Here is a 21,745-nt window from a genome sequence, read left to right as displayed (position 1 = left end):
TACATCACTCCTTATGACCATTTGTTTTTAAGTCTTCAATGAGTAACTCCATCGCTTTTTTTCGATGACTAATTTTCGCTTTCTCTTCAGCACCGAGTTCTGCTAATGTTTTCGAATATCCTTCTGGTATAAATAAAGGATCATAACCGAATCCTTCATTACCAAATGCATTCGTCGATATCGTCCCTTGTAATTCACCTCTAAATGTTTTCGTCTCACCTGCTGGATATGTCACACTCATCACACATACAAAACAAGCTTTGCGGTTGTTCGATGGATCTTCTAGTTCACTTAGAGCATTCATGAGCTTTTTATTATTTTGTTCATCTGTTGCGTCTACCCCTGCATAACGTGCCGAATAGACACCTGGCTCACCATTTAACGCTTCAACTTCTAAACCACTATCATCGGCGATTACGATTTGATTTAACGCTTCAGCACCTGCTTTAGACTTTAACTTCGCATTGTCCTCAAAAGTCTCGCCTGTTTCTTCAACTGTAAAGTTTTCTAATAAATCTCCAATCGGTATAACTTCGTCATCTGATAAAATTTGATTAAAATCTCGTATCTTTCCTTCATTACTTGTCGCAATAACATATTGTGTCATAGCATATCCTCCTTGAGTAAAATTGTTGTCGATAATTCAATAATGTGTGCATCTTCAATATTCAGCCATTCTTCAATAGTATATTGAAAGCGGTCAGAAGAACCGTGGACAAAAAACTTATGCTCCACAGCAGCTACCTTGCTTGCATGTAATTGCATGAATCCTAATATAGAACTTACTTCTCTAGCTGTTTCATATCCGGATGAAATCACTTTTTTGTTGCCGTGAAAGTATGCTTCAATACTAGATTGAATGAGTGGATAATGTGTACATCCTAATATAATCGTATCTGCTTCAGTGTCTTGGATTTGCTTTAATTGTTGATGAATCACAACGCCTCTAATGACTTCGTCTTTGTACCGTAACTGTTCCACAAGCGGTACAAATTTCGGGCAAGCGAGTTCATCGACTTGTACAGATTTATTCACTTTATGTATCGCATCTTTATAAGCATGTGATGCAACTGTTCCTTCGGTTGCTAATACTTGTACATAATGATTGGTCGATGCTTGAAGCGCTGTCTTAGCACCTGGATCTATCACTCCAATCACTGGAATATTCAAGGTTTTTCTAAGTGATTTTAGTGCAACCGCTGTTGCTGTATTACATGCAATGACGAGTAATTTAATATTTTGATGTACAAGAAATTGTGCAATCTCTGTCGTGTACTGTAGTACTTCCTCTTTCGGTCTCGGACCATAAGGACAACGGCTCACATCGCCTAAATAATAAATCGTTTCATTCGGCAGTTGGCGCATTATTTCTTTCACCACTGTTAATCCACCGACACCTGAATCTATCACACCTATAGGTGTATTCATGACATCCACTTCTCTCTTAACGTGATTCTATTTGTTGACCATATAATATAATTTTATCATTTCATGGCTTCAAACGACAATCTATAAGGAAAAAGAAACGATGCAGCATAGCTGCATCGTTTTTACATCATTGATTAATCGACTTGATGGTCACTTCCAAAGAATGACTTAAACATTTGGAATGTTGTCTCACGGTTCATTGCAGCGATAGAAGTCGTTAAAGGAATTCCTTTAGGACAAGCTTTGACACAGTTTTGTGAGTTACCACATGCAGATAAACCACCATCCATCATTAACGCATGAAGTCTCTCGTCTTTATTCATGCTTCCTGTTGGGTGTAAGTTAAATAAACGAACTTGTGAAATCGGCTGTGCTCCGATGAAATTAGATTTATCGTTTACGTTAGGGCACACTTCTAAACAAACACCACACGTCATACATTTTGACAATTCATAAGCTGTTTGACGTTTCTTTTCTGGCATACGTGGTCCTGGACCCAAATCATAAGATCCATCAATTGGCACCCAAGCTTTTACTTTCTTCAAGTTATCAAACATGAACGAACGATCAACTTGTAAGTCCTTCACAACTGGGAATGTACTCATTGGTTCTAACTTGATTGGTTGAGCCAATTGATCTATTAATGCTGTACATGATTGTCGTGCTTCACCATTAATCACCATTGAACATGCACCACAGACTTCTTCTAAACAACTCATATCCCATGCAACTGGTGTCGTTTTGTCACCATTTGCATTAACTGGATTACGGCGAATCTCCATCAATGCACTAATGACATTTAAATTCTCACGATAAGGGATGACGAATTCTTCATCATAACTTGCACTATCAGGATTTTCTTGTCTTTTAACAATAATTCTAATATCTTGCTTTTTCTTTTGTTCATTCATTGCTTCATGATTTTCGGATTGTTGTGTTTTTTCTTGAGTCATTATTTCTTCCCTCCATCACTAGCTTTAGAATAGTCACGTAGGCGAGGTTCGATTAAGCTCACATCGACTTCTTCGTATTCAAATCTAGGTGCTTGACCTTTTTGGTAGAACGCCTTCGTCGTTTTCAACCATTCATCATCATTACGTTCAGGGAATTCTGGTTTGTAGTGTGCACCGCGTGATTCATTACGGTTATATGCACCTAATGTAATGACACGTGCAAGTTCTAACATATTCCATAATTGACGCGTAAAGAATGCACCTTGGTTACTCCAAGCTTTCGTATCATCCATATTAATGTTATGGAAACGTTCCATTAACTCTTGGATTTTCTTGTCTGTTTCTTGTAATTTGTCGTTATGACGAACAACTGTTACGTTCGCAGTCATCCATTCACCAAGTTCTTTATGCAACATGTAAGCATTTTCTTCGCCGTTCATGTTTAATATTGTATTCCATTTCTCTTGTTCTTCTTCAATTGCACGCGTATAAATTGACTCATCTAGATCTTCATATGATGCATCTAGTCCTTCAACATATTTAATTGCATTCGGACCTGCAACCATACCACCATAAATCGCAGACAATAATGAATTCGCACCTAGACGATTTCCACCGTGCTGTGAATAATCACATTCACCCGCAGCAAATAATCCAGGAATTGTTGTCATTTGATCATAATCAACATAAATACCACCCATTGAATAATGCACAGCTGGGAATATCTTCATTGGCACTTTACGTGGGTCGTCTCCTGTGAATTTCTCATAAATTTCAATAATTCCACCGAGCTTCACATCTAACTCATGTGGATCTTTATGAGACAAGTCTAGATAAACCATGTTTTCGCCATTAATTCCAAGCTTTTGATTCACACATACGTCAAAAATCTCACGTGTTGCGATATCACGAGGTACTAAGTTTCCATATGCTGGGTATTTCTCTTCTAAGAAGTACCATGGTTTGCCATCTTTATAAGTCCATACACGGCCACCTTCACCACGTGCTGATTCACTCATCAAACGTAATTTATCGTCGCCAGGAATCGCTGTTGGATGGATTTGAATGAACTCACCATTCGCATAGGCTGCACCTTGTTGGAATACGATCGATGCTGCAGAACCAGTATTGATCATTGAGTTTGTTGACTTACCAAAGATAATACCAGGTCCACCTGTCGCCATAATGACTGCGTCTGCTTTGTATGATTTAATCTCTGCTGTTTTCATATCTTGTGCGATGATACCACGCGCTCTACCTTCGTCATCTAGAACAACACGTAAAAATTCGTGTCCTTCATACTTATTTACTAGACCATTTACTTCATGTTTACGCACTTGTTCATCCAACGCGTAAAGCAACTGTTGTCCAGTTGTAGCACCTGCAAATGCTGTTCTATGGTGTAACGTCCCACCGAAACGTCTGAAGTCTAAAAATCCTTCTGGTGTTCTATTAAACATAACTCCCATACGATCAAGTAAGTGGATAATCGAAGGAGCTGCTTCAGTCATCGCTTTAACTGGTGGTTGGTTCGCTAAGAAATCTCCACCATAAACTGTATCATCAAAATGAATCCATGGTGAGTCTCCTTCACCTTTAGTGTTCACCGCTCCATTAATACCACCTTGAGCACATACAGAGTGTGAACGTTTAACGGGTACTAATGAGAATAAATCTACGATATTGCCATCTTCGGCAGCTTTAATTGTTGCCATTAAGCCGGCTAATCCGCCACCGACAATAATAATTTTATTTTGTGCCATAATTATAAGTCCCCCTAACTCGTTCTATAGAAATGCAAATAATGCAGTTAATGCAATAAATGATAATACGATAAATACAACCCATGTAATATAAGTCATTACTCGTTGAGATGTTTCTGATTGAGTGATGCCCCATGACACTAAAAATGCCCATAATCCATTAGAAAAATGGAAAATAGTACTTAAAATACCAATGATATAAAATACTAACCAAAATGGATTCGAAATGATATCATTAACCATTTCGTAGTTCACTTCTTTACCGAAGAAAACTTGAACACGTGTTTGATAGACGTGAATAAAGATAAAGAAAAATGCTACAACGCCTGTAATACGTTGAACTAAGAACATCCAGTTGCGATATGTACTATAACGACCGACATTACTTTTACCTGTAAATGCAATGTAAATACCAAACACACCATGAAATAAAATCGGTAAGTAAATAATAAATGTTTCAAGTGCAAGCTTAAACGGCAATGAATCCATGAAGTGTGCCGCAGCATTAAAGCTTTCTGCACCATTCGTTGCAGTATAGTTAATCATTAAATGTTGAATTAAAAAGACACCTAACGGAATTATACCAAGCAAAGAATGTAATCGACGTGCTAAAAAATCTTTCTGAACATTTTCTGACAATTGAGTTCCCCCCTAACAAAATACATGACGTCCCGTATCATGCTTTCACATTACCAATTTTACTCTTATTACTATATTAAATCAAGAAAGCGTTTAACTTTTTTAAGCGTTTTCAAAAAAAAACGGATTATTCTTATCCTTCATCTTCATGGAGTTTTGAATAAACACTTTCTGCCACCTTGATTGGTAAACCTACCGACTTCAACTCATCCACTGACTTTGTCTTCATATTTTTGATACTTTTGAATTCATTTAACAATTGCTTTTTTCGTTTAGGGCCAATACCGTCGATGTTATCCAGCAGTGAATAGACTGATGTTTTGGATCTTGTCTTACGGTGAAAGTCTATCGCAAATCGATGAACTTCATCTTGAATTCTCTGTAATAAATAGAACGCTTGACTCTTCTTATTGAGTGGAACAACTTCAAATGCATCACCATAAAGTAGTTCACTTGTTTTGTGTTTTTCATTTTTGACAAGTCCTGCAACAGGAATATCTAGCGACAACTCATTCGTCAAAACGTCTTGCGCTGCACGCATATGCCCGACCCCACCATCGACAATAATTAAATCTGGTATCGGTAACTCATCCCTTAGTACTCTTGAATATCTCCTTCTAATGACTTCTTTCATAGAAGCATAATCATCTGGACCTTCAACAGATTTTATTTTATATTTTCGATAATCTTTCTTACTCGGTTTACCATCTATGAATGATACCATCGCACTAACTGGATCAACCCCTTGAATATTTGAATTATCGAATGCCTCAATTCTAAACGGTGTGCGAATATTCATCACTTCTCCAAGCATTTCGATCGCTTTGATTGTTCGTTCCTCGTTTTTTGCGATTAATTCAAATTTATTAGACAAGCTAATCTTTGCATTTTTGATAGCAAGGTCGACCATTTCTTTTTTCTTACCACGTTTCGGCTGGATTACTTTACTTTCGACGATAGAGTTGAGCATTTCAGCGTCTAGTCCATTCGGAATATGTACTTCTCTAGGCAGGACTTCATTTTGATGTAAATAAAATTGTCCAATGAACTTATAAAATTCATCTTCAGGCGACTGGTAGATCGGAATGAGTGATGCTTTACGTTCTATCAATTTCCCTTGTCGAATATAAAATACTTGAATACTCATCCATCCTTTGTCTACTGCAAATCCAAAGATATCTCTCGTCGTCATATCTGTACTCATCATATTTTGATCATATAATATGCTATTAATATGTTGAATTAAATCACGATATTCTTTTGCACGCTCAAATTCCATCTCTTCGCTTGATTTATACATTTTTGCTTCGAGTTGCTTCACAATATCATCGTTCTCACCATTCAAAAAGTCACTAATTTCCTTCTTCATTCGATCATACTCACTCTGTTCAACTGGATAAACACATGGTCCTAAACATTGACCAATATGATAATAAAGACATAGTTTATCCGGCATTTTGTTACATTTACGCATTGGGTAGATTTGATCCAATAATTTCTTTGTCTCATGCGCTGAATACGCATTCGGATAAGGCCCAAAATAATAGCCAGTCCCTTTTTTGACTTGCCTTGTCACGATAAGTCTCGGATGTGTTTCTTTCGTAATTTTTATGAAAGGATAACTTTTGTCATCTTTTAAGTTAATATTAAAGTGAGGTTTATATTTTTTAATTAAGTTCAATTCAAGAAGCAATGATTCAACTTCACTCGCAGTCACGATATATTCAAAGTCATGTATAAATGATACAAGACGTGTCGTCTTATCGTCATGTGCACCTGTAAAATACGAACGGACTCTATTTCTTAAAATTTTAGCTTTACCAACATATATCACAACACCTTGGTCGTCTTTCATTAAGTAACAACCCGGCTCAGTCGGTACGACCGATAATTTTTGTTTAATATAATCTAATCTATCCATATGACACCCTCATTGTTCATTATATCTTATTACGATGTATATCTATTTTAGTCAACGATGTTAAAAAGAGCAAACCTACATGGCAGTAGGTTTGCTCCTTATCAGTCATTTATTATAAATGTTTTTCGATAACTTGTACTAAATTTTCTTTCGGTTGGAATCCAACAACTTTATCGACTGGTTCGCCGTCTTTAAAAACGATCAATGTTGGAATACTCATCACTTCATAACGTGCTGCAAGTGATTGGTTCTCATCAACATCAACTTTAACGACGTTAGCTTTTCCATCCATTTCTGTTGCAACTTCTTCTAATACAGGTGCAATCATTTTACACGGTCCACACCAAGTTGCCCAGAAGTCTACTAATTGAACTCCACTATTTATATTTTCATCGAAATTTTGTTCCGTTGCATTAATTAATGCCATACGTAACGCCTCCTTTATTAATTCTTTACTGATTATATCATGTTCTTTTTTATTTGTAATTTTGTTTGCTTATAATATAGAAAGTATAAAAATAACGATACTCACAATAAACATCATGACAATGAGTACGATCGGTATATATCTCCCCATTTCATCACCTACATGAATAATAAATATACAATGCCCCCAACAAACATTATAATTGAAACAACGATTAGCACTTTCGCTAAATCATACATATCAAAGTTTTTCATTTCTTCACCTACTTTAATTCTACAACGGTAACCCCGAAGCCACCTTCATTCGGTCTGCCACCTCTAAACGACTTCACAGAACGATGCGTTTTCAAAAATTCACTAATGCCTTTTTGTAGAGCACCCGTTCCCTTTCCGTGTATTATATATACTTCATTATATGCACTTAATAAAGCTTGATCCAAGTATTGGTCTACTTGTTGAATCGCTTCTTCATAACGAGCACCTCTTAAGTCCAACTCATTTTTAACACGGTCATGATTTTTTGTTGTGTGAACTTTTACTTGTGGTTGTTTAGATGCTTTGATTTTTTCAACATCTTCTTTCTTTACTTTCATCTTAATGATTCCCATTTGTACAGCAACTTCTTCATCATTCGGTATATCGATAACTTCACCTTTTTGACCGTAAGTTAACACATTCACTGTATCTCCTATTTTTAACGGTCTAGGTTTAGATGTTTCTTTCGCTTTATGTTTTTTCTGTTTGATGATGTCAATATCTTGTTGCTTTAATTGATCTAGTTCATTCTGCATTTCAATTAATTCATGATCTTTAATGTCTGATGCCCCGATTTCACGTAACGTTCGCAAATCACTAATAATCTGTTTGGACTCTTTTTTCGCCGATTTTATAATTTCATTGGCTTCACGCTTTGCTTCATCTAACATCTTTTCTTTCGATCGTTTGAATTGATCAAACTCTGATTGAAGTGTTTGATGCATCTCTTTTGCTTCTTTATAAAGCAATGTCGATTCACTATACTGCCTTTCAGCTATTGATGCGTGGTGTTCCAAACTATCAATCATATTATTTACTTGTTGATCGTTTTGTCCAATTTGTGATTTCGCATGGTCAATGATTTCATCTTTTAATCCTAATCGCTTAGAAATTAAGAATGCATTCGATTTACCTGGAACACCAAGCAATAATTTATACGTTGGTTTCAAACTTTCAACATCGAATTCAACACTCGCATTAACAACACGCGGTTCGTTATATCCATAAACCTTTAACTCTGGATAATGGGTCGTTGCAATAATTGTCGATCCAAGTCCAAGTGCGTAATCGATAATACTCATCGCTAGCGCTGCACCTTCAGTCGGATCCGTTCCAGCACTTAATTCATCAAAGAGCAAAAGGGTCTCATGATCTGCATTATTTAACATGTTGACGATATTCACCATATGACTTGAAAATGTTGATAATGATTGCTCAATCGATTGCTCATCACCAATATCAGAAAAGAGTTGACGATATATTGGAAGTTCTGCACCATCAAGTGTCGGAATAAACAACCCTGATTGATGCATAATAATCAATAGTCCAATCGTTTTTAACGTAACGGTTTTACCCCCGGTATTCGGACCAGTAATGACAATCGCCTGATGTTCATCTTCTTTCGTAATCGTATTACGAACAACTTTAGATGGATCGATTAATGGATGTTTTGCACTAGGAAGAAATATTCGATTCGTTTCACTAATCGTTGGCTTCGTTGCTTGAATCGATGTACAATACCTCGCCTTACTAATTAAGAAATCAAGGTGTCCCATAATATCTTCAAGGAAATCAAGTGCATATTTATGCTCTGCGACTTTACTGCTTAATTCATATAAAATTCGGTCTTCTTCTTGTTTAATATGATGTTCTATTTGGCGGATGTTATTGTTCATGTTCACAATGGCTTTCGGTTCAACGTAAACAGTTTGTCCTGAAGCACTTTCATCATGAACAATCCCTCCGAAATCATGGCGATGTTCACTTTTAACCGGTATACAATAACGTTCATTTCGAACCGTTACGATAGACTCAGATAATTTTTTTTGTGTTGTTTGATTCCGAATCATACTTTGTAAAGTGTCTTTAACCCTCGCTTGTTCTTTCTTTAACGAATTACGTAATCTACCCAATTCACTACTTGCACTATCTAAAATGATATCTTGGTCAATACTTGATTTTAGTGCCGATAATAAATCATGAATTTCTGGGTAATATTTAAATTTAGATGCAATGATTGGAATATCCACGTCATCTTTAATCATTTGTTGCAATTGTTTATGCATACGTTTTGCAACAAGAGCATGACTTTTAATCTCATTCAGTTCATTAGGACTTAACATACTTCCGATATAAGCTCTTTGAACATATGGTTTAATCTTATATATCCCTTGTATATGAAAGCTATAATTCAATCTCATCAATTCAACAAACTCGTTTAACTCACTAATCTTCTCTTCAATTTCTGTCGGGTCAGTTGATGGTTTCATTTGTTGAAGTAATGATTGACCGAGTTCACTCGATGTATATTGATCAATTGATTGAACGATTTTATGAAATTCTAATGTTTTCAACGTTTCCTTATTCAATACTCTATTCACCCTTTCAATCGCTTATGTCTATCACTTTTCGGCGTTTTAATAAATGTTTTAAACGCTTCTTTCGACATATGATTAATCACTTTCTCTTTTCGAACGAAAGCCTTCATCGCATGATGCACGCCATATTTCATAAAGTTCAAATGATCAATATGGTGAGCGTCTGTGTTGATTGCAATGAAAACGTCGTGATCTTTCGTCAGTGCTAAGTGGTCAACACTTAAATCGAGTCGCATCGGATTCGCATTAATTTCAAGTGCCGTATTCGTATCCGACGCTAATTGAATTAACTGTTCCATATTCACATCATAGCCTTTACGCTTATGCAGAATTCTTCCAGTCGGATGTGCGATTAAATCAACGTATTGATTATTCATCGCTGACTCTATTCTTTTCATAATTTCCTCTTCTGATTGATTGAAATTAGAGTGAATGCTTGCTATGACAAAATCTAATTGTGACAGCACATCATCATCAAAATCCAGTGTACCATCAGGTAAAATATCCATTTCAATACCACTATAAATATCGATATCATCATATTGTTCATTTAATGATTTGATTTCTTCATTCTGTGCTAACAATCGCTCTGCATTCAATCCATTTGCAACCGTTAAATACTTCGAGTGATCAGTAATACAAATATATTCATATTCTAAGGCTCTAGCCGCTTCAATCATTTGGACTAATGTATGGGCACCATCACTACTTGTCGTATGCATGTGCAAGTCACTACGAATATCTTCCATTCGAATCATCGCATCAATGTCTACAGATTGATTCACCTCATGACCTGATTCACGCATTGCTGGATGAATATAAGGTAAACTAAAGTGTTCAAAGAATTCACGCTCACTATCAAATGTCTTGACCTTTCCATCCGCCAATGTGACACCATATTCACTAATCGATTCATTTCGACTTTTGGCAATTCTTCGCATCTCGACATTATGATGTTTCGACCCTGTGAAATGATGTAACGTTGTAATAAATGCCTCATCATCTACAAATCTGAAGTCAACAGACACAACATATCGTTCATACTTTATTTTCATCGTTAGTTTCGTCTGCCCACTCACGACTTCAACATAATCTTTGAAACCAGACTTTAATGCACGTTGAACGGATTCAATATCTTCCTTATTCACACTCACGACATAGTCTAAATCTTTACTTGATTCAGCACCACGTCGAAAACTGCCCGCAACACTGTATCGTTGAATTCCTTGAATGTCTTTTAGCACTGATTCAATATAATCATTTAGCTTAATCATATAATGTATCGGAAAGCGACTTGGCATATTATTTAGTGCTTTAATACTCTCAAGAATTTTTTGTTCTTTTTTCGGACCAAACCCTTTTAATGCACTCACTTCTCCAGATTCACAAGCTTTCTTTAATCCCTCTATCGTATCAATGTTTAATTGTTCATGGAATTTCGCAATCGATTTTGCCCCAAGTCCTTCAATATCCATCATCTCCACTAATCCATCCGGTGTTGAATCTTTCAATTCCGCCAACACCTGGCTCTCACCATTTTCCATGTAGTCTATGATGACATCATTTACTCCCATGCCAATCCCTTTAATCGCAGTGAAGTCTTCTACTTCATCAATCGGCGTCTCTAAACGTTCTAAAGCGTTACTTGCATTATTAAATGCTCTAATTTTAAATGGATTCACTTGATTCAATTCCATATAAGTCGCAATTTCATTTAATAATTTAATCAAGTCTTTAATTGTGATTTGCATATATTAAAACTCCTTTATTTTAAAACAATATGGATACTAAAATAAATAAAAACATTCTCACATCAATGAGAATGTTCATTTTAGAAAATTATTGATATGAACTCAAACACATTATGTTCTAACCAATGATATAACATCTGTGTAATTATCGGTGACTTCGTAATCATCATCTGAGCAACAAATGAACCTGCTATTTTATCTTGTACCATCGGGATCGGCATTAATATTAATAAATAAAGCCAGCATACAACAATAATATGAAACTCAATGACCGCTAATACGCACCCAATAATTCGTCCAATTCTCCCTGTGACATCAATTTGTGCAAAAAAATCAAAAAATGAAGCAATCACTTGTAAAATCAATTTACTCACTATAAAAATAAATAAAAAAGCAACGATATTATAAAATGCCGCCTCATTCGCCAGACCTTCAATCATATCATCTGGAACACCTTCAAAATTACTTGGATAAGGGACAAACATTGTCAATTTCTCACTCAACTTTGTATATAAGTTCGCCGCGATAAAGAGTGACGCGATTGCTGTAATTAAATGTAATGTTTGAAGCATTAACCCCCGTCTATATCCTACTAAAATCGCTATAATTAAAATAAATAATAATATAATATCTACCATCTGTCTCGTCCTTTATGCATTGCCATCGCCTTGTGATTCAACCAATGCGTCATATTGTTCTTGCAACTTTACGTAATCATTTGCGATATTTATCGCTGTTAATATGGCCTTCTTATTTGTGTCTAATCCAGTCGTTTTGTTAGAAATGTCACGGAATCGATCATCGACGATTTGAGCCACATGTCTCACATGTTGTGGTTCATCATCTGATACAATTATATATTGTTGATCATTTATAGTGACTTTTATTTTTCGCTTATCAACCATGACACATCCCCCTTCTTCTACATCACTGAATATGATGGACATCATATGTTTATGTTATCATTTCTATTATAAAGCATACAACTACAATTACAACTGTTTGAAAGGAACATCTATGACACACGTATTCAAATTAACAACATCAGAAGTAAACGAAATCAAAGCACTGATTAATCAACTTGGTGTGACAACAACGACACCACCACATACACACTTCCAAACGAAAATTAACGGCTGTACTTTGACACTCTATACTTCAAATAAATTTATGATTCAAGGTCAAAATGCACAACACGTTATCAATAAATTATTCCCGAAATCCATCTTCCCTACGATATATGCACAAACCAAAGCAGATCAAAAAGACTCACCCACTATTAAACAGCATATACAGTATGATCAATACAATACAATTGGTAGTGATGAAGCAGGTAGCGGAGATTATTTCGGCCCAATGACGGTATGTGCTGCCTACGTACCGAAAGACAAAGTTCAACTACTTAAAACCATTGGTGTGAAAGACTCTAAAGCATTAAAGGATTATGAAATAAAAAACATTGCACAACAAATCATACAGATTGTACCGTATACACTCTATACAATCGATAATCCAAAGTACAATACGTTAAAAGAAAAAAATTGGTCACAAGTTAAGATGAAAGCGAAATATCATCAAGCGGCGATTGAATCACTAACAAACAAAATCGACCCTACAACAGTAGACTGTATCGTCATCGATCAATTTGCAAAAAAGGAAACGTATACGAGGTATAATCAATCATTAATTTATCCAGAAATTACTCACTTTGAAACGAAAGGCGAATCGAAAGCTATCGCAATCGCAGCAGCAAGTATTATAGCACGGAGTCGATTCGTCCAAGCGATGGATGATTTGAAAGCTCAATATCATATGGAAGTCCCTAAAGGCGCAGCACCAAAAGTAGATATCATCGCAGCACGATGGATTGAAAAATATGGTGTAGATGTGTTAGACAAAGTGACTAAGAAAGACTTTAAAAATCGTCAGAAAGCGTTGAATTTGATTGGGAAGAAAAAGAGGAATAAATAATCTTTTGTTATTTGTAATTAATATCTATTGTTGTATAATAATGTTGTAAATTGTTATTTCAAGAAGGATATTAATGCAACAGCCACCACTAACAGCTATTGATTGTTACAAAGCTTTTTGGACAAATGCCCTTAATATTCATGGAAGAGCATCACGTAGAGAATTTTGGCATCCTTATTGGATCAATTTTGTACTCACTACGCTATTAGGTATTATTTCAGCAGGAACAATTAGTTCTATCTTTGCATTGGCAATTATTATCCCATCATTTACATTGATGACAAGAAGACTACATGATACAAACCATACTATGCTATTAGCCGTCTTGAACTATTTTAGTGGTTTAGTTGCTACAACAGTTGCTGTCATTATGGTAATTATGATTGTATTACTTGCAGCATCAACGGGTTCAATGTTATTTGGTCTTATTTTTATTATTGGACTTGTATCTGTCGCTGTAGCTTTCTTGTTATTACTTTATACGATATTTATTTTAGCTAAACGTGGAGATGAAAAACCTAACAATTATGGTGATGGTGGTACGTATCAATTGGTTCAATATACAGAATAAATCAAATTAAATCTAGCAAAATCAATGAATATTTTGCTAGATTTTTTATAATTAAAATCTCTTTAAATAAAATATTGAAAACAATCATACTTCTTGTTCTTATTATAAATCTCTGTTTACTGAAAATCATCATTTCAATACAACCATACTCTATTTAACAATTAATACTTCACTAATAAAACTGTAGCCTTACTCCTTCTTCAAACTACAGTTTTAACACTCACAACTCATTCTGAAGTCTTAATAAAAAAACAGAAAACCAAATATTGGTTTTCTGTTTTTATTTCTAACCTCTTAACTTATAACCCGCTTCATTCAACTGATCGATAATCGATTGATAATCATGTTGAATCGCTTCTTCTGTTAAAGTTTCTTCCTTATTAATAAATGTCAATGCAATGGATACTGATTGCAGCGTTTCATCAATATGTTCTCCTTGATACACATCAAAAATTAACACATCTTTTAAATACTTCGTCTTCGCTTGTTCAATCTTATCCAATACATTTTGAATTTCTTCATCTCGATTCATTTCAATCGCCAAATCTCTTCGTACTGAAGGAAATTTAGCTAGTGGTTCATATTTCACTGAACCAATGACAATTTCCAATAATTTCGTTAAGTTCAATTCCGCTACATATGTTTCTTTCAAATCATATTTTTTCTCAACTGTTGGGTGTAATCTTCCGACGAAACCTAGATATTGTTCACCATAATACACATCTGCACTTTGACCTGGATGCATTCCGTCAACTGTTGATCTGATATACTTAAATTCCACGTTAAACAACTTCGCAATGGTCTCTGTTGCGCCTTTAGCGTCATAGAAGTTTACCGCTTGGCGCGTTCTACTGAAATGTTCACTGTGATTGACTCCAGTCAGTATCATTGATAAATATTCTACTTCTACTGGTAATGTATCTGAATTGCCTTGTGAAAAGAATACAGTGCCGCATTCATATAATTTCACATCTTGCATTTGACGTGCATTATTATGTTGAACATTTTGAATTAAATGTGGGATTAGACTTTGTCTTAACACACTTCGTTCTTGACTCATTGGCATGAGAAGTTTCACTTGGCGTTGTGATTCTCCATTGAATTGTTGTAAGTGTGCTTCGTCCGTTAATGCATAGTTAATCGTCTCGACGTATCCGATACCTTGTAATGATGATTTAATCTGTCTAATTTTCTTCTGACGACTTGATAAACCTCCGCCTGAAGAAGAAACAGTATCTGGTAATGTCGCTGGGAGTGCATCATATCCATAAATTCTTGCCACTTCTTCTAAAATATCTGCTTTCATCGTAATATCATTACGTCTTGTTGGAACAAATACTGTGATTTTGTCACCATTCGCATGAATATCAAAGCCTAATTTACTTAATGTATGGATGATTTCATCCGTAGACAATTCAAGACCAAGTCTGTCATTAATATATTGAGAAGAAACAACCACCTCTGTTGGATTCATATTTAATTCGCCAGCATCTCGAATACCTTTTGATACTTCCCCATTTGCAAGTTGTGTCGCCAAATGTGCTGCACGGTTTAATGCTTTCACGATATATTGCTCTGCACTATCTTTTTCGAATCGAAGACTAGAATCAGATCTTAAATTAAAATGATTACTCGTCTTACGTACTTGTGTCGGGTCAAATTTAGCCGATTCGATGATTATGTTTTTAGTTGTTTCTGAGACTTCTGTATCAAGTCCACCCATTACACCTGCTAAAGCAATCGGCTTTTGACCATCTGTAATGACAATGTCTTCTAATCTTAGCGTACGGAGTTGTCCATCTAATGTTGTAATTTCTTCATTTTCTTTCGCCTGTCGAACTAAAATTCGATTCGAAGCTACTTTATCTAAGTCGAACATATGCAATGGTTGACCGTATTCAAGCATTACATAATTAGAAATATCAACGATATTATTGATCGGTCTAATGCCCGCTTTCATTAATCGTGATTGCATCCATAATGGACTATCTTTCACTTCAATATTACGAACGATTCGTGCTGAATAGTATGGAGAAAGCTTAGTATCTTCAATTTCGATTGTTAACTCATTGTTATCTGAAGACTCATCAAATGAATCGTCAGGTAACTGCACATGTTGATCATATAATGTAGCGACTTCATATGCCGTACCGATTACGCTGAGTGCATCACTTCTATTCGGAGTTAAATCAAATTCCATCACATGATCATTTAAGTGTAATGCAGTTAATGCATCTGTCCCTGGTGTAACTTCTTCTTTAAAGATATAAATCCCTTCTTCGTATTGTTTAGGCACAACGTTTGATGGAATCCCAATCTCTTGTAAAGAACAGATCATACCTTCAGACACTTGACCACGTAATTTTGCTCTCTTAATTTTCATACCACCAGGCAAACGTCCTCCAACACGACTCACAATGACATATTGTCCTTTGTCTATATTCGGTGCACCGCATACAATTTGTACAGTCTCTTCACCAACGTTCACTTGGCAAATATTTAATTTATCTGCTTCTGGATGTTTCTCTATAGATTCAACATAACCAACGACAAGTTTAGTAATTTCTTGATTATATGAAATCATGTCATCCACTTCAATACCTGCACGTGTGATAGATTCGCTAAGTTCGTCAATATCAATCTGTTCTACGTCAATATATTCATTTAACCATTCTTGACTGATTTTCATTATGATTCACTCCCATCATCTTCTAATGTGCTAAATTGCGTATTAAACCTTAAATCATTCGTGTATAAATGTCTAATGTCTTCAATGCCATATTTCAACATCGCAATACGGTCTGGACCCATACCGAATGCAAATCCACTATACACTTCTGGGTCGAAACCACCCATTTCTAATACGTTAGGATGCACTAATCCTGCACCTAGAATTTCAATCCAACCTATGCCTTTACATACGTTACAACCTATGCCACCACATTTAAAACAAGAGATGTCTACCTCTACACTCGGTTCAGTAAATGGGAAATAACTTGGGCGTAATCTAATCTCACGCTCTTCACCGAAAATACGCTTTGCAAAATATTGAAGCGTTCCTTTCAAGTCTGCCATTGTAATATTTTTATCAATCACTAATCCTTCAATTTGGTTAAATTGATGTGAATGTGTCGCATCATCAGCATCTCGTCGATATACTTTTCCCGGACAAATAATTTTTACCGGACCTTGTCCACCATATCGCTCCATCGTTCTAGCTTGGACTGGAGATGTATGGGTTCTAAGTAAAATTTCCTCACTGATATAAAAACTATCTTGCATATCACGTGCAGGATGTGTTTTTGGTAAGTTCAACGCCTCAAAGTTATAATAATCGCTCTCAACTTCACGACCTTCAACAATGCTATAACCTAACCCAATAAATACATCTTCAATTTCATTCACAATTTTTGTGAGCGGATGAACATTACCTTGAGTCGGTATATTTGCGGGCATTGTAATATCTATTGTTTCAGCTGCTAATTGAGCATTTAATTCCTTCTCTTCTATCTCAACTTGACGATCATCAATTTGTGACTGAATATTTTGACGCGCAATATTCACTTCCTTACCGAACTGTGGCTTCTCTTCATTTGGTAAATCTTTCATCTGCTTCATTAATTGCGAAATAGGCCCTTTCTTTCCAAGGAATTTCACTTTTACATCTTGTAAATCTTTAGACGTTTCACTTTGTGCGATTAATTCAGTCGCTTCTTGCTGTAAATCTTTTAATTCATCCAACAATGACATATGATCACTCCTATTATTATCATTAAATTTAATTTCATTTTCATGCTTTCAAATTACTCAATAAAACAAAAAACTCCCTTCATCCCAACTGGGACGAAAGAAGTTTCCGTGGTACCACCCAAATTTATATTAATGATCAAATACTTAATACTTAATTAATATACACTTAAATTGCAAATCACGATCGCAACTCGTCTAGATACATAATAAGGTGAACAAATATATTTATTAAGGCTAAAACTTTCAGTCAAGGTTTCAGCTTCCTATTGCTTAATCTTTCAATATATTCTCTTCTTAAATCTAGATATTTAATTGTCGTCGTAACAAATCATACTCACAATACAAATACGATGACTAGTCACATTATTAACTTCATTATATCACGAAATATGAATTATTCAATCTACATCACAGAATTATATTATCCATCAAATCGGCTTAAATGATACATCAAAATGCCACTCGCTATACTTACATTTAAACTCTCAACTTCACCACGTATAGGAATATAAACATTATCATCAGTTGAACATAGAATATCAGGATGAACACCACGTCCTTCATTACCGACAATGAGCATGAACGATTGCCGAGGTTCGACTTGTCGATAGTCTAATGCATCATCATCCAACGCTGTACCATATATATGTCCTTCAAAATGTTCACAAACAGACTCAAATGATTCAATCAAGATTGGAATATGAAATAAACTTCCTTGTGTAGAGCGTATAACCTTATCGTTATATACATCAACTGTCCCCTCACTCAATACAACTGCATCTAACCCACACGCATCTGCAGTTCTTATAATCGTTCCAAGGTTCCCAGGATCTTGAATTCTGTCTAAATAAATAATTTTATTTAACCCTTTTAAATCAATTGCATCGTTAGACTCTTGCATCTCACAAACGGCAAAGATTCCTTGAGTCGTTTCTGTTGTACTTAAGGCAGATGCCACTTCTTTAGAAATAGAGTAACAGTGATTGCAATACTTATTTAACTCGTCTAAATAAGACGCTTCAACGTGAATGTTTTCGTCAATAAATATCGAATCAATATGAATATTTGCAGCAATCGCTTCACTGATTAAATGATCCCCTTCGATGAGAAACTTACGCTCTTTGTAGCGATGTTTACGCTGATGAAGTTTAACTACATCTTTAATTTTTTGATTTTGACTTGATTGAATTAAATCCATTGTGTACACTCCATACTTTTGATTAGAAGAGTAAACTTCCTTATACTTTATATCATTGTACTATATTTATAATGGGCATTCATGCGACTAAACTATTTTATATGTATCAATTTATTTTTAATATAATCATCCGGACTTAACACGATTAATTCAGTCTGTTGCTCAATATACGATTTAAAATATGGGAAGTGAGTACATCCTAATACAATACTTTGAGCTCCAATTGTTTCTAATAATTGAATACTTTCTTTCAATCCAAATTCATTGTATATCTTTTCAGCTGTTACACCTTCTTCTATCGCATTAACCCAATTCAAATTAGCAACTGAAAAAATTTTTGCATCGCGATTGTTTACTAACAAATACTTCTCCACACCCGCACTACCTTGGGCATTTGCACTGAATACGCCAAATCTTTGATATTGTGATGAGATTTCAGTGTAGAAATCTAGTGGTGTTATGATTGGGATATTAAATACTTTCGATAATGATTCAAAGTCAATAACACTAGAGAGTGAATTACAATATACGACTAAACAATCCATCGGCATCGTATTGTGAATCATTTCTTTAATTTTTTCCTCCCTTAACACTGAATCCATCGTTTGGAACCGTGTTTGTTCCTCTGGATTTTGAGAAACAGGAAGAGAGACAATATGTCTTGCATACGGTTTTACGATTTCAACACCAAATTTCGTATCGATTGGTGTCCCAGCCATCACACCGATATTGATATTCATTAATTAATCATCCTTTAAAATAATATGTTCAAATTATATAGTTCAATTTATATATCATTTATAGAAATAGAAAAACTGAGCTCATTAAAATGATTGGAACTATATTTACAATTAAAATTAAAATACTTATAATCTTATCACTTTTTTTGTCTGATTCAATTGATAATGTGTAGGCTCCTAGCATTAAAAATAGTAAATTAAAAAATAAAGGAATAAAGGTTGATAATAAAAAGTAATTATGTATATGGCTATAATTCAAACAAATATATAAATAAATTAAGTTTAATATAGATAATAGCAATAATGTTTTTCTCATAGAGGCAACATCCTTCAAATTGTAATCCTTTAATATAAGTGATTAGTTATATTATTTATTTGAAAATAATATATAAATTATTGATTGATTATAATGATTTAAATTAGAAAATATCCACCGAATGAAATTATTCTGGTGGATATTTGTACTATGAATTAAACATTATCGTTTAATGATTTAAATTTTATTGATTCAATTACTTCCCATAAATAATTGAATCAACCGCTTCGTCATCTAATGACTTCACAATTTCAACAATTAATTTCACCGTATTTTGGAAATCTTCACGATGCATAATTGATGCATTAGAGTGCATATATCTTAACGGTACGCCTATAGATAACGACGGTACACCTTCATTCGCAACATGGAATGATCCTGAATCCGTTCCGCCTTTAGTTACCATTGCAAGTTGTACTGGTAAACCTTTATCTTTAATCACTTTCTGAACGTGCTTTCTAAACCCAACGTGTCCGATATTTGTCGCATCTAATAATAACAACAACGGTCCATCTCCTAAATTACCTTCACCTTCGTTTTTCGGCATATCAGGCGTATCCAACGCAAGTCCTACGTCTACTGCAATTGCTAAATCTGGCTTTACTTTTGCAGCGGCTGTTTTAGCGCCTCGTAGACCAACTTCTTCTTGAACAGTCGCACCACTTGCTACGTTTACATTGACATCTTCACCGTTTAATTCTGCTAATACTTGAGATGCTACAGCACATCCAAAACGGTTGTCCCACGCTTTAGCAAGTAAATAATTTTTATTCGCCATTTCAGTGAATTCCATATATGGTGTAATTTGATCACCAATTTGAACTCCAAATGATTCAGCTTCTTCTTTATCTTTTACACCGATATCGATAAACATATCTTTGATTTCAACCGTTTTTTTACGGTCTTCAGGTGTCAATACATGAGGTGGTTTACTTCCGATGATACCTGTTAATACACCTTGTTCTGTAATAACATTCATACGTTGACTCAACATCACTTGACTCCACCAACCACCTATTGGTGTAAACTTTAAGAAACCTTCTTTTGTAATATCTGTCACCATGAATCCTACTTCATCTAAGTGACCACCAATCAGAATTGTTTTAGAACCATTTGTAGCATTTTTCTTACCGAATATACCACCTAATTTATCATGAATCAGTTCATCACTATTAGGTTCTAAATAGCTCTGAAGTACTTTCTTTACATCATGCTCATAACCACTGACACCATGAGCATCTGTTAAGTCTTTTAATAATTGTAATTCTTTATCCATATGTATTCCTCCTAATAATCAGATTATTTTAATTATACCATACAATACAATTAAACAATAATGTGAACGTTTACGTCATTCTTATCAAATATAAGCTTTTCTTCTGAATATTTACTCTAGAGAGTGACTCAAGCTCTTCTAATGTTCTTGCTCAGTGACTTCTTTAACCCTCTTCAATCCTTAATTGTTAATGCCATTTACAATCGTGCCTTTCGTTATACCATTGCAACCACAATATTGTGTCATCATCAGCCAAATTTTTTTGTAGACTTTATTGATACCGTTATATACTTCAATACCTTTGATTTTAATGTGATTCATAAAACTTGACCGGCACCAAATAAATCACAACCTGAAATGTATGTATTTTCTGTTAAATAAAAAAAACTTCTATGTTTATAATAAACAT

At 34.9% G+C, this 21,745-nt stretch carries 18 protein-coding genes and 1 pseudogene; 2 read left to right on the top strand and 17 right to left on the bottom strand.

Going from position 1 to position 21,745, the window contains the following annotated elements:
* Nucleotides 1-4 precede the first annotated feature (4 nt).
* The 11 genes from EDD62_RS01920 to zapA form a co-directional block, all read right to left on the bottom strand.
* Nucleotides 5-607 (bottom strand): XTP/dITP diphosphatase, encoded by a 603-nt coding sequence (locus EDD62_RS01920; RefSeq protein WP_123807322.1) that lies wholly within the window; start codon nt 605-607, stop codon nt 5-7.
* Entirely contained in the window at nt 604-1,428 is an 825-nt protein-coding gene (gene racE / locus EDD62_RS01915) for a glutamate racemase (protein ID WP_123807321.1), read from the bottom strand. The genes EDD62_RS01920 and racE overlap by 4 nt, the downstream gene beginning before the upstream one ends.
* A 134-nt stretch (nt 1,429-1,562) precedes the next feature.
* Entirely contained in the window at nt 1,563-2,339 is a 777-nt protein-coding gene (sdhB, locus tag EDD62_RS01910) for a succinate dehydrogenase iron-sulfur subunit (RefSeq protein WP_414731052.1), read from the bottom strand.
* A gap of 41 nt (nt 2,340-2,380) precedes the next feature.
* Nucleotides 2,381-4,144, bottom strand: coding sequence for a succinate dehydrogenase flavoprotein subunit (gene sdhA, locus EDD62_RS01905; protein ID WP_077140527.1), 1,764 nt, complete (start codon nt 4,142-4,144; stop codon nt 2,381-2,383).
* Between the two features lie 24 nt (nt 4,145-4,168).
* Complete coding sequence (locus EDD62_RS01900; RefSeq protein WP_123807319.1) at nt 4,169-4,783, bottom strand: succinate dehydrogenase cytochrome b558 subunit; 615 nt, start codon at nt 4,781-4,783, stop codon at nt 4,169-4,171.
* A 133-nt stretch (nt 4,784-4,916) separates the two neighbouring features.
* On the bottom strand, nt 4,917-6,704 hold the full coding sequence (gene uvrC / locus EDD62_RS01895) for an excinuclease ABC subunit UvrC (RefSeq protein WP_123807318.1): 1,788 nt from the start codon (nt 6,702-6,704) through the stop codon (nt 4,917-4,919).
* 112 nt (nt 6,705-6,816) lie between these two features.
* Nucleotides 6,817-7,149, bottom strand: a complete 333-nt coding sequence (gene trxA, locus EDD62_RS01890) for a thioredoxin (RefSeq protein ID WP_282957914.1) — start codon at nt 7,147-7,149, stop codon at nt 6,817-6,819.
* A gap of 244 nt (nt 7,150-7,393) precedes the next feature.
* Nucleotides 7,394-9,754, bottom strand: coding sequence for an endonuclease MutS2 (locus EDD62_RS01885; protein ID WP_123807317.1), 2,361 nt, complete (start codon nt 9,752-9,754; stop codon nt 7,394-7,396).
* A gap of 8 nt (nt 9,755-9,762) precedes the next feature.
* The gene (gene polX, locus EDD62_RS01880) at nt 9,763-11,508 is read right to left on the bottom strand and encodes a DNA polymerase/3'-5' exonuclease PolX (RefSeq protein ID WP_123807775.1); all 1,746 of its coding nucleotides are present in this window, start codon (nt 11,506-11,508) and stop codon (nt 9,763-9,765) included.
* A gap of 86 nt (nt 11,509-11,594) precedes the next feature.
* Entirely contained in the window at nt 11,595-12,152 is a 558-nt protein-coding gene (locus EDD62_RS01875; RefSeq protein WP_123807316.1) for a CvpA family protein, read from the bottom strand.
* Nucleotides 12,153-12,164: 12 nt separating this feature from the next.
* A complete protein-coding gene (gene zapA, locus EDD62_RS01870) occupies nt 12,165-12,419 on the bottom strand; it encodes a cell division protein ZapA (protein WP_077140533.1) in 255 nt (84 codons plus the stop codon).
* Between the two features lie 112 nt (nt 12,420-12,531).
* On the opposite strand from zapA, the gene rnhC reads away from it, so the two are divergent.
* Together rnhC and EDD62_RS01860 are read left to right on the top strand one after the other, a co-directional pair.
* Entirely contained in the window at nt 12,532-13,485 is a 954-nt protein-coding gene (gene rnhC, locus EDD62_RS01865; protein WP_123807315.1) for a ribonuclease HIII, read from the top strand.
* 73 nt (nt 13,486-13,558) lie between these two features.
* Nucleotides 13,559-14,056, top strand: coding sequence for a DUF805 domain-containing protein (locus tag EDD62_RS01860; RefSeq protein WP_123807314.1), 498 nt, complete (start codon nt 13,559-13,561; stop codon nt 14,054-14,056).
* 286 nt (nt 14,057-14,342) lie between these two features.
* Here the strand turns inward: EDD62_RS01860 and pheT are convergent, their stop codons facing one another.
* The 6 genes and pseudogenes from pheT to EDD62_RS09155 form a co-directional block, all read right to left on the bottom strand.
* Nucleotides 14,343-16,745 (bottom strand): phenylalanine--tRNA ligase subunit beta, encoded by a 2,403-nt coding sequence (gene pheT, locus EDD62_RS01855; protein ID WP_123807313.1) that lies wholly within the window; start codon nt 16,743-16,745, stop codon nt 14,343-14,345.
* Nucleotides 16,745-17,728: pseudogene (gene pheS / locus EDD62_RS01850) on the bottom strand (phenylalanine--tRNA ligase subunit alpha); the annotation flags it as partial. The gene pheT and the pseudogene pheS, both read right to left, overlap by 1 nt.
* Nucleotides 17,729-18,227: 499 nt before the next feature.
* On the bottom strand, nt 18,228-19,004 hold the full coding sequence (locus EDD62_RS01845; RefSeq protein WP_077140538.1) for a TrmH family RNA methyltransferase: 777 nt from the start codon (nt 19,002-19,004) through the stop codon (nt 18,228-18,230).
* Nucleotides 19,005-19,096: 92 nt separating this feature from the next.
* Nucleotides 19,097-19,744 (bottom strand): aspartate/glutamate racemase family protein, encoded by a 648-nt coding sequence (locus EDD62_RS01840; protein WP_123807312.1) that lies wholly within the window; start codon nt 19,742-19,744, stop codon nt 19,097-19,099.
* A 512-nt stretch (nt 19,745-20,256) separates the two neighbouring features.
* Nucleotides 20,257-21,336: a M42 family metallopeptidase gene (locus tag EDD62_RS01835; RefSeq protein ID WP_123807311.1), complete on the bottom strand. Its 1,080-nt coding sequence runs from the start codon at nt 21,334-21,336 to the stop codon at nt 20,257-20,259.
* A gap of 180 nt (nt 21,337-21,516) precedes the next feature.
* On the bottom strand, nt 21,517-21,657 hold the full coding sequence (locus tag EDD62_RS09155; RefSeq protein ID WP_170152742.1) for a bacterioferritin-associated ferredoxin: 141 nt from the start codon (nt 21,655-21,657) through the stop codon (nt 21,517-21,519).
* Between the last annotated feature and the right edge of the window lie 88 nt (nt 21,658-21,745).

This window comes from Abyssicoccus albus, from assembly GCF_003815035.1.
In the GTDB taxonomy this organism is placed as follows: Bacteria; Bacillota; Bacilli; order Staphylococcales; family Abyssicoccaceae; genus Abyssicoccus; species Abyssicoccus albus.
Note: the sequence above shows the minus strand (reverse complement) of the source record. Positions and strands in the feature narration are given on the sequence as shown.

Coding starts and splice junctions, on each gene's coding strand:
- EDD62_RS01845 (WP_077140538.1), bottom strand. CDS start 19,004: ATGGATTTAATTCAATCAAGTCAAAATCAAAAAATTAAAGATGTAGTT.
- pheT (WP_123807313.1), bottom strand. CDS start 16,745: ATGAAAATCAGTCAAGAATGGTTAAATGAATATATTGACGTAGAACAG.
- rnhC (WP_123807315.1), top strand. CDS start 12,532: ATGACACACGTATTCAAATTAACAACATCAGAAGTAAACGAAATCAAA.
- EDD62_RS01875 (WP_123807316.1), bottom strand. CDS start 12,152: ATGGTAGATATTATATTATTATTTATTTTAATTATAGCGATTTTAGTA.
- sdhB (WP_414731052.1), bottom strand. CDS start 2,339: ATGAATGAACAAAAGAAAAAGCAAGATATTAGAATTATTGTTAAAAGA.
- EDD62_RS01860 (WP_123807314.1), top strand. CDS start 13,559: ATGCAACAGCCACCACTAACAGCTATTGATTGTTACAAAGCTTTTTGG.
- EDD62_RS09155 (WP_170152742.1), bottom strand. CDS start 21,657: ATGAATCACATTAAAATCAAAGGTATTGAAGTATATAACGGTATCAAT.
- uvrC (WP_123807318.1), bottom strand. CDS start 6,704: ATGGATAGATTAGATTATATTAAACAAAAATTATCGGTCGTACCGACT.
- sdhA (WP_077140527.1), bottom strand. CDS start 4,144: ATGGCACAAAATAAAATTATTATTGTCGGTGGCGGATTAGCCGGCTTA.
- racE (WP_123807321.1), bottom strand. CDS start 1,428: ATGAATACACCTATAGGTGTGATAGATTCAGGTGTCGGTGGATTAACA.
- EDD62_RS01920 (WP_123807322.1), bottom strand. CDS start 607: ATGACACAATATGTTATTGCGACAAGTAATGAAGGAAAGATACGAGAT.
- EDD62_RS01835 (WP_123807311.1), bottom strand. CDS start 21,336: ATGGATAAAGAATTACAATTATTAAAAGACTTAACAGATGCTCATGGT.
- zapA (WP_077140533.1), bottom strand. CDS start 12,419: ATGGTTGATAAGCGAAAAATAAAAGTCACTATAAATGATCAACAATAT.
- EDD62_RS01840 (WP_123807312.1), bottom strand. CDS start 19,744: ATGAATATCAATATCGGTGTGATGGCTGGGACACCAATCGATACGAAA.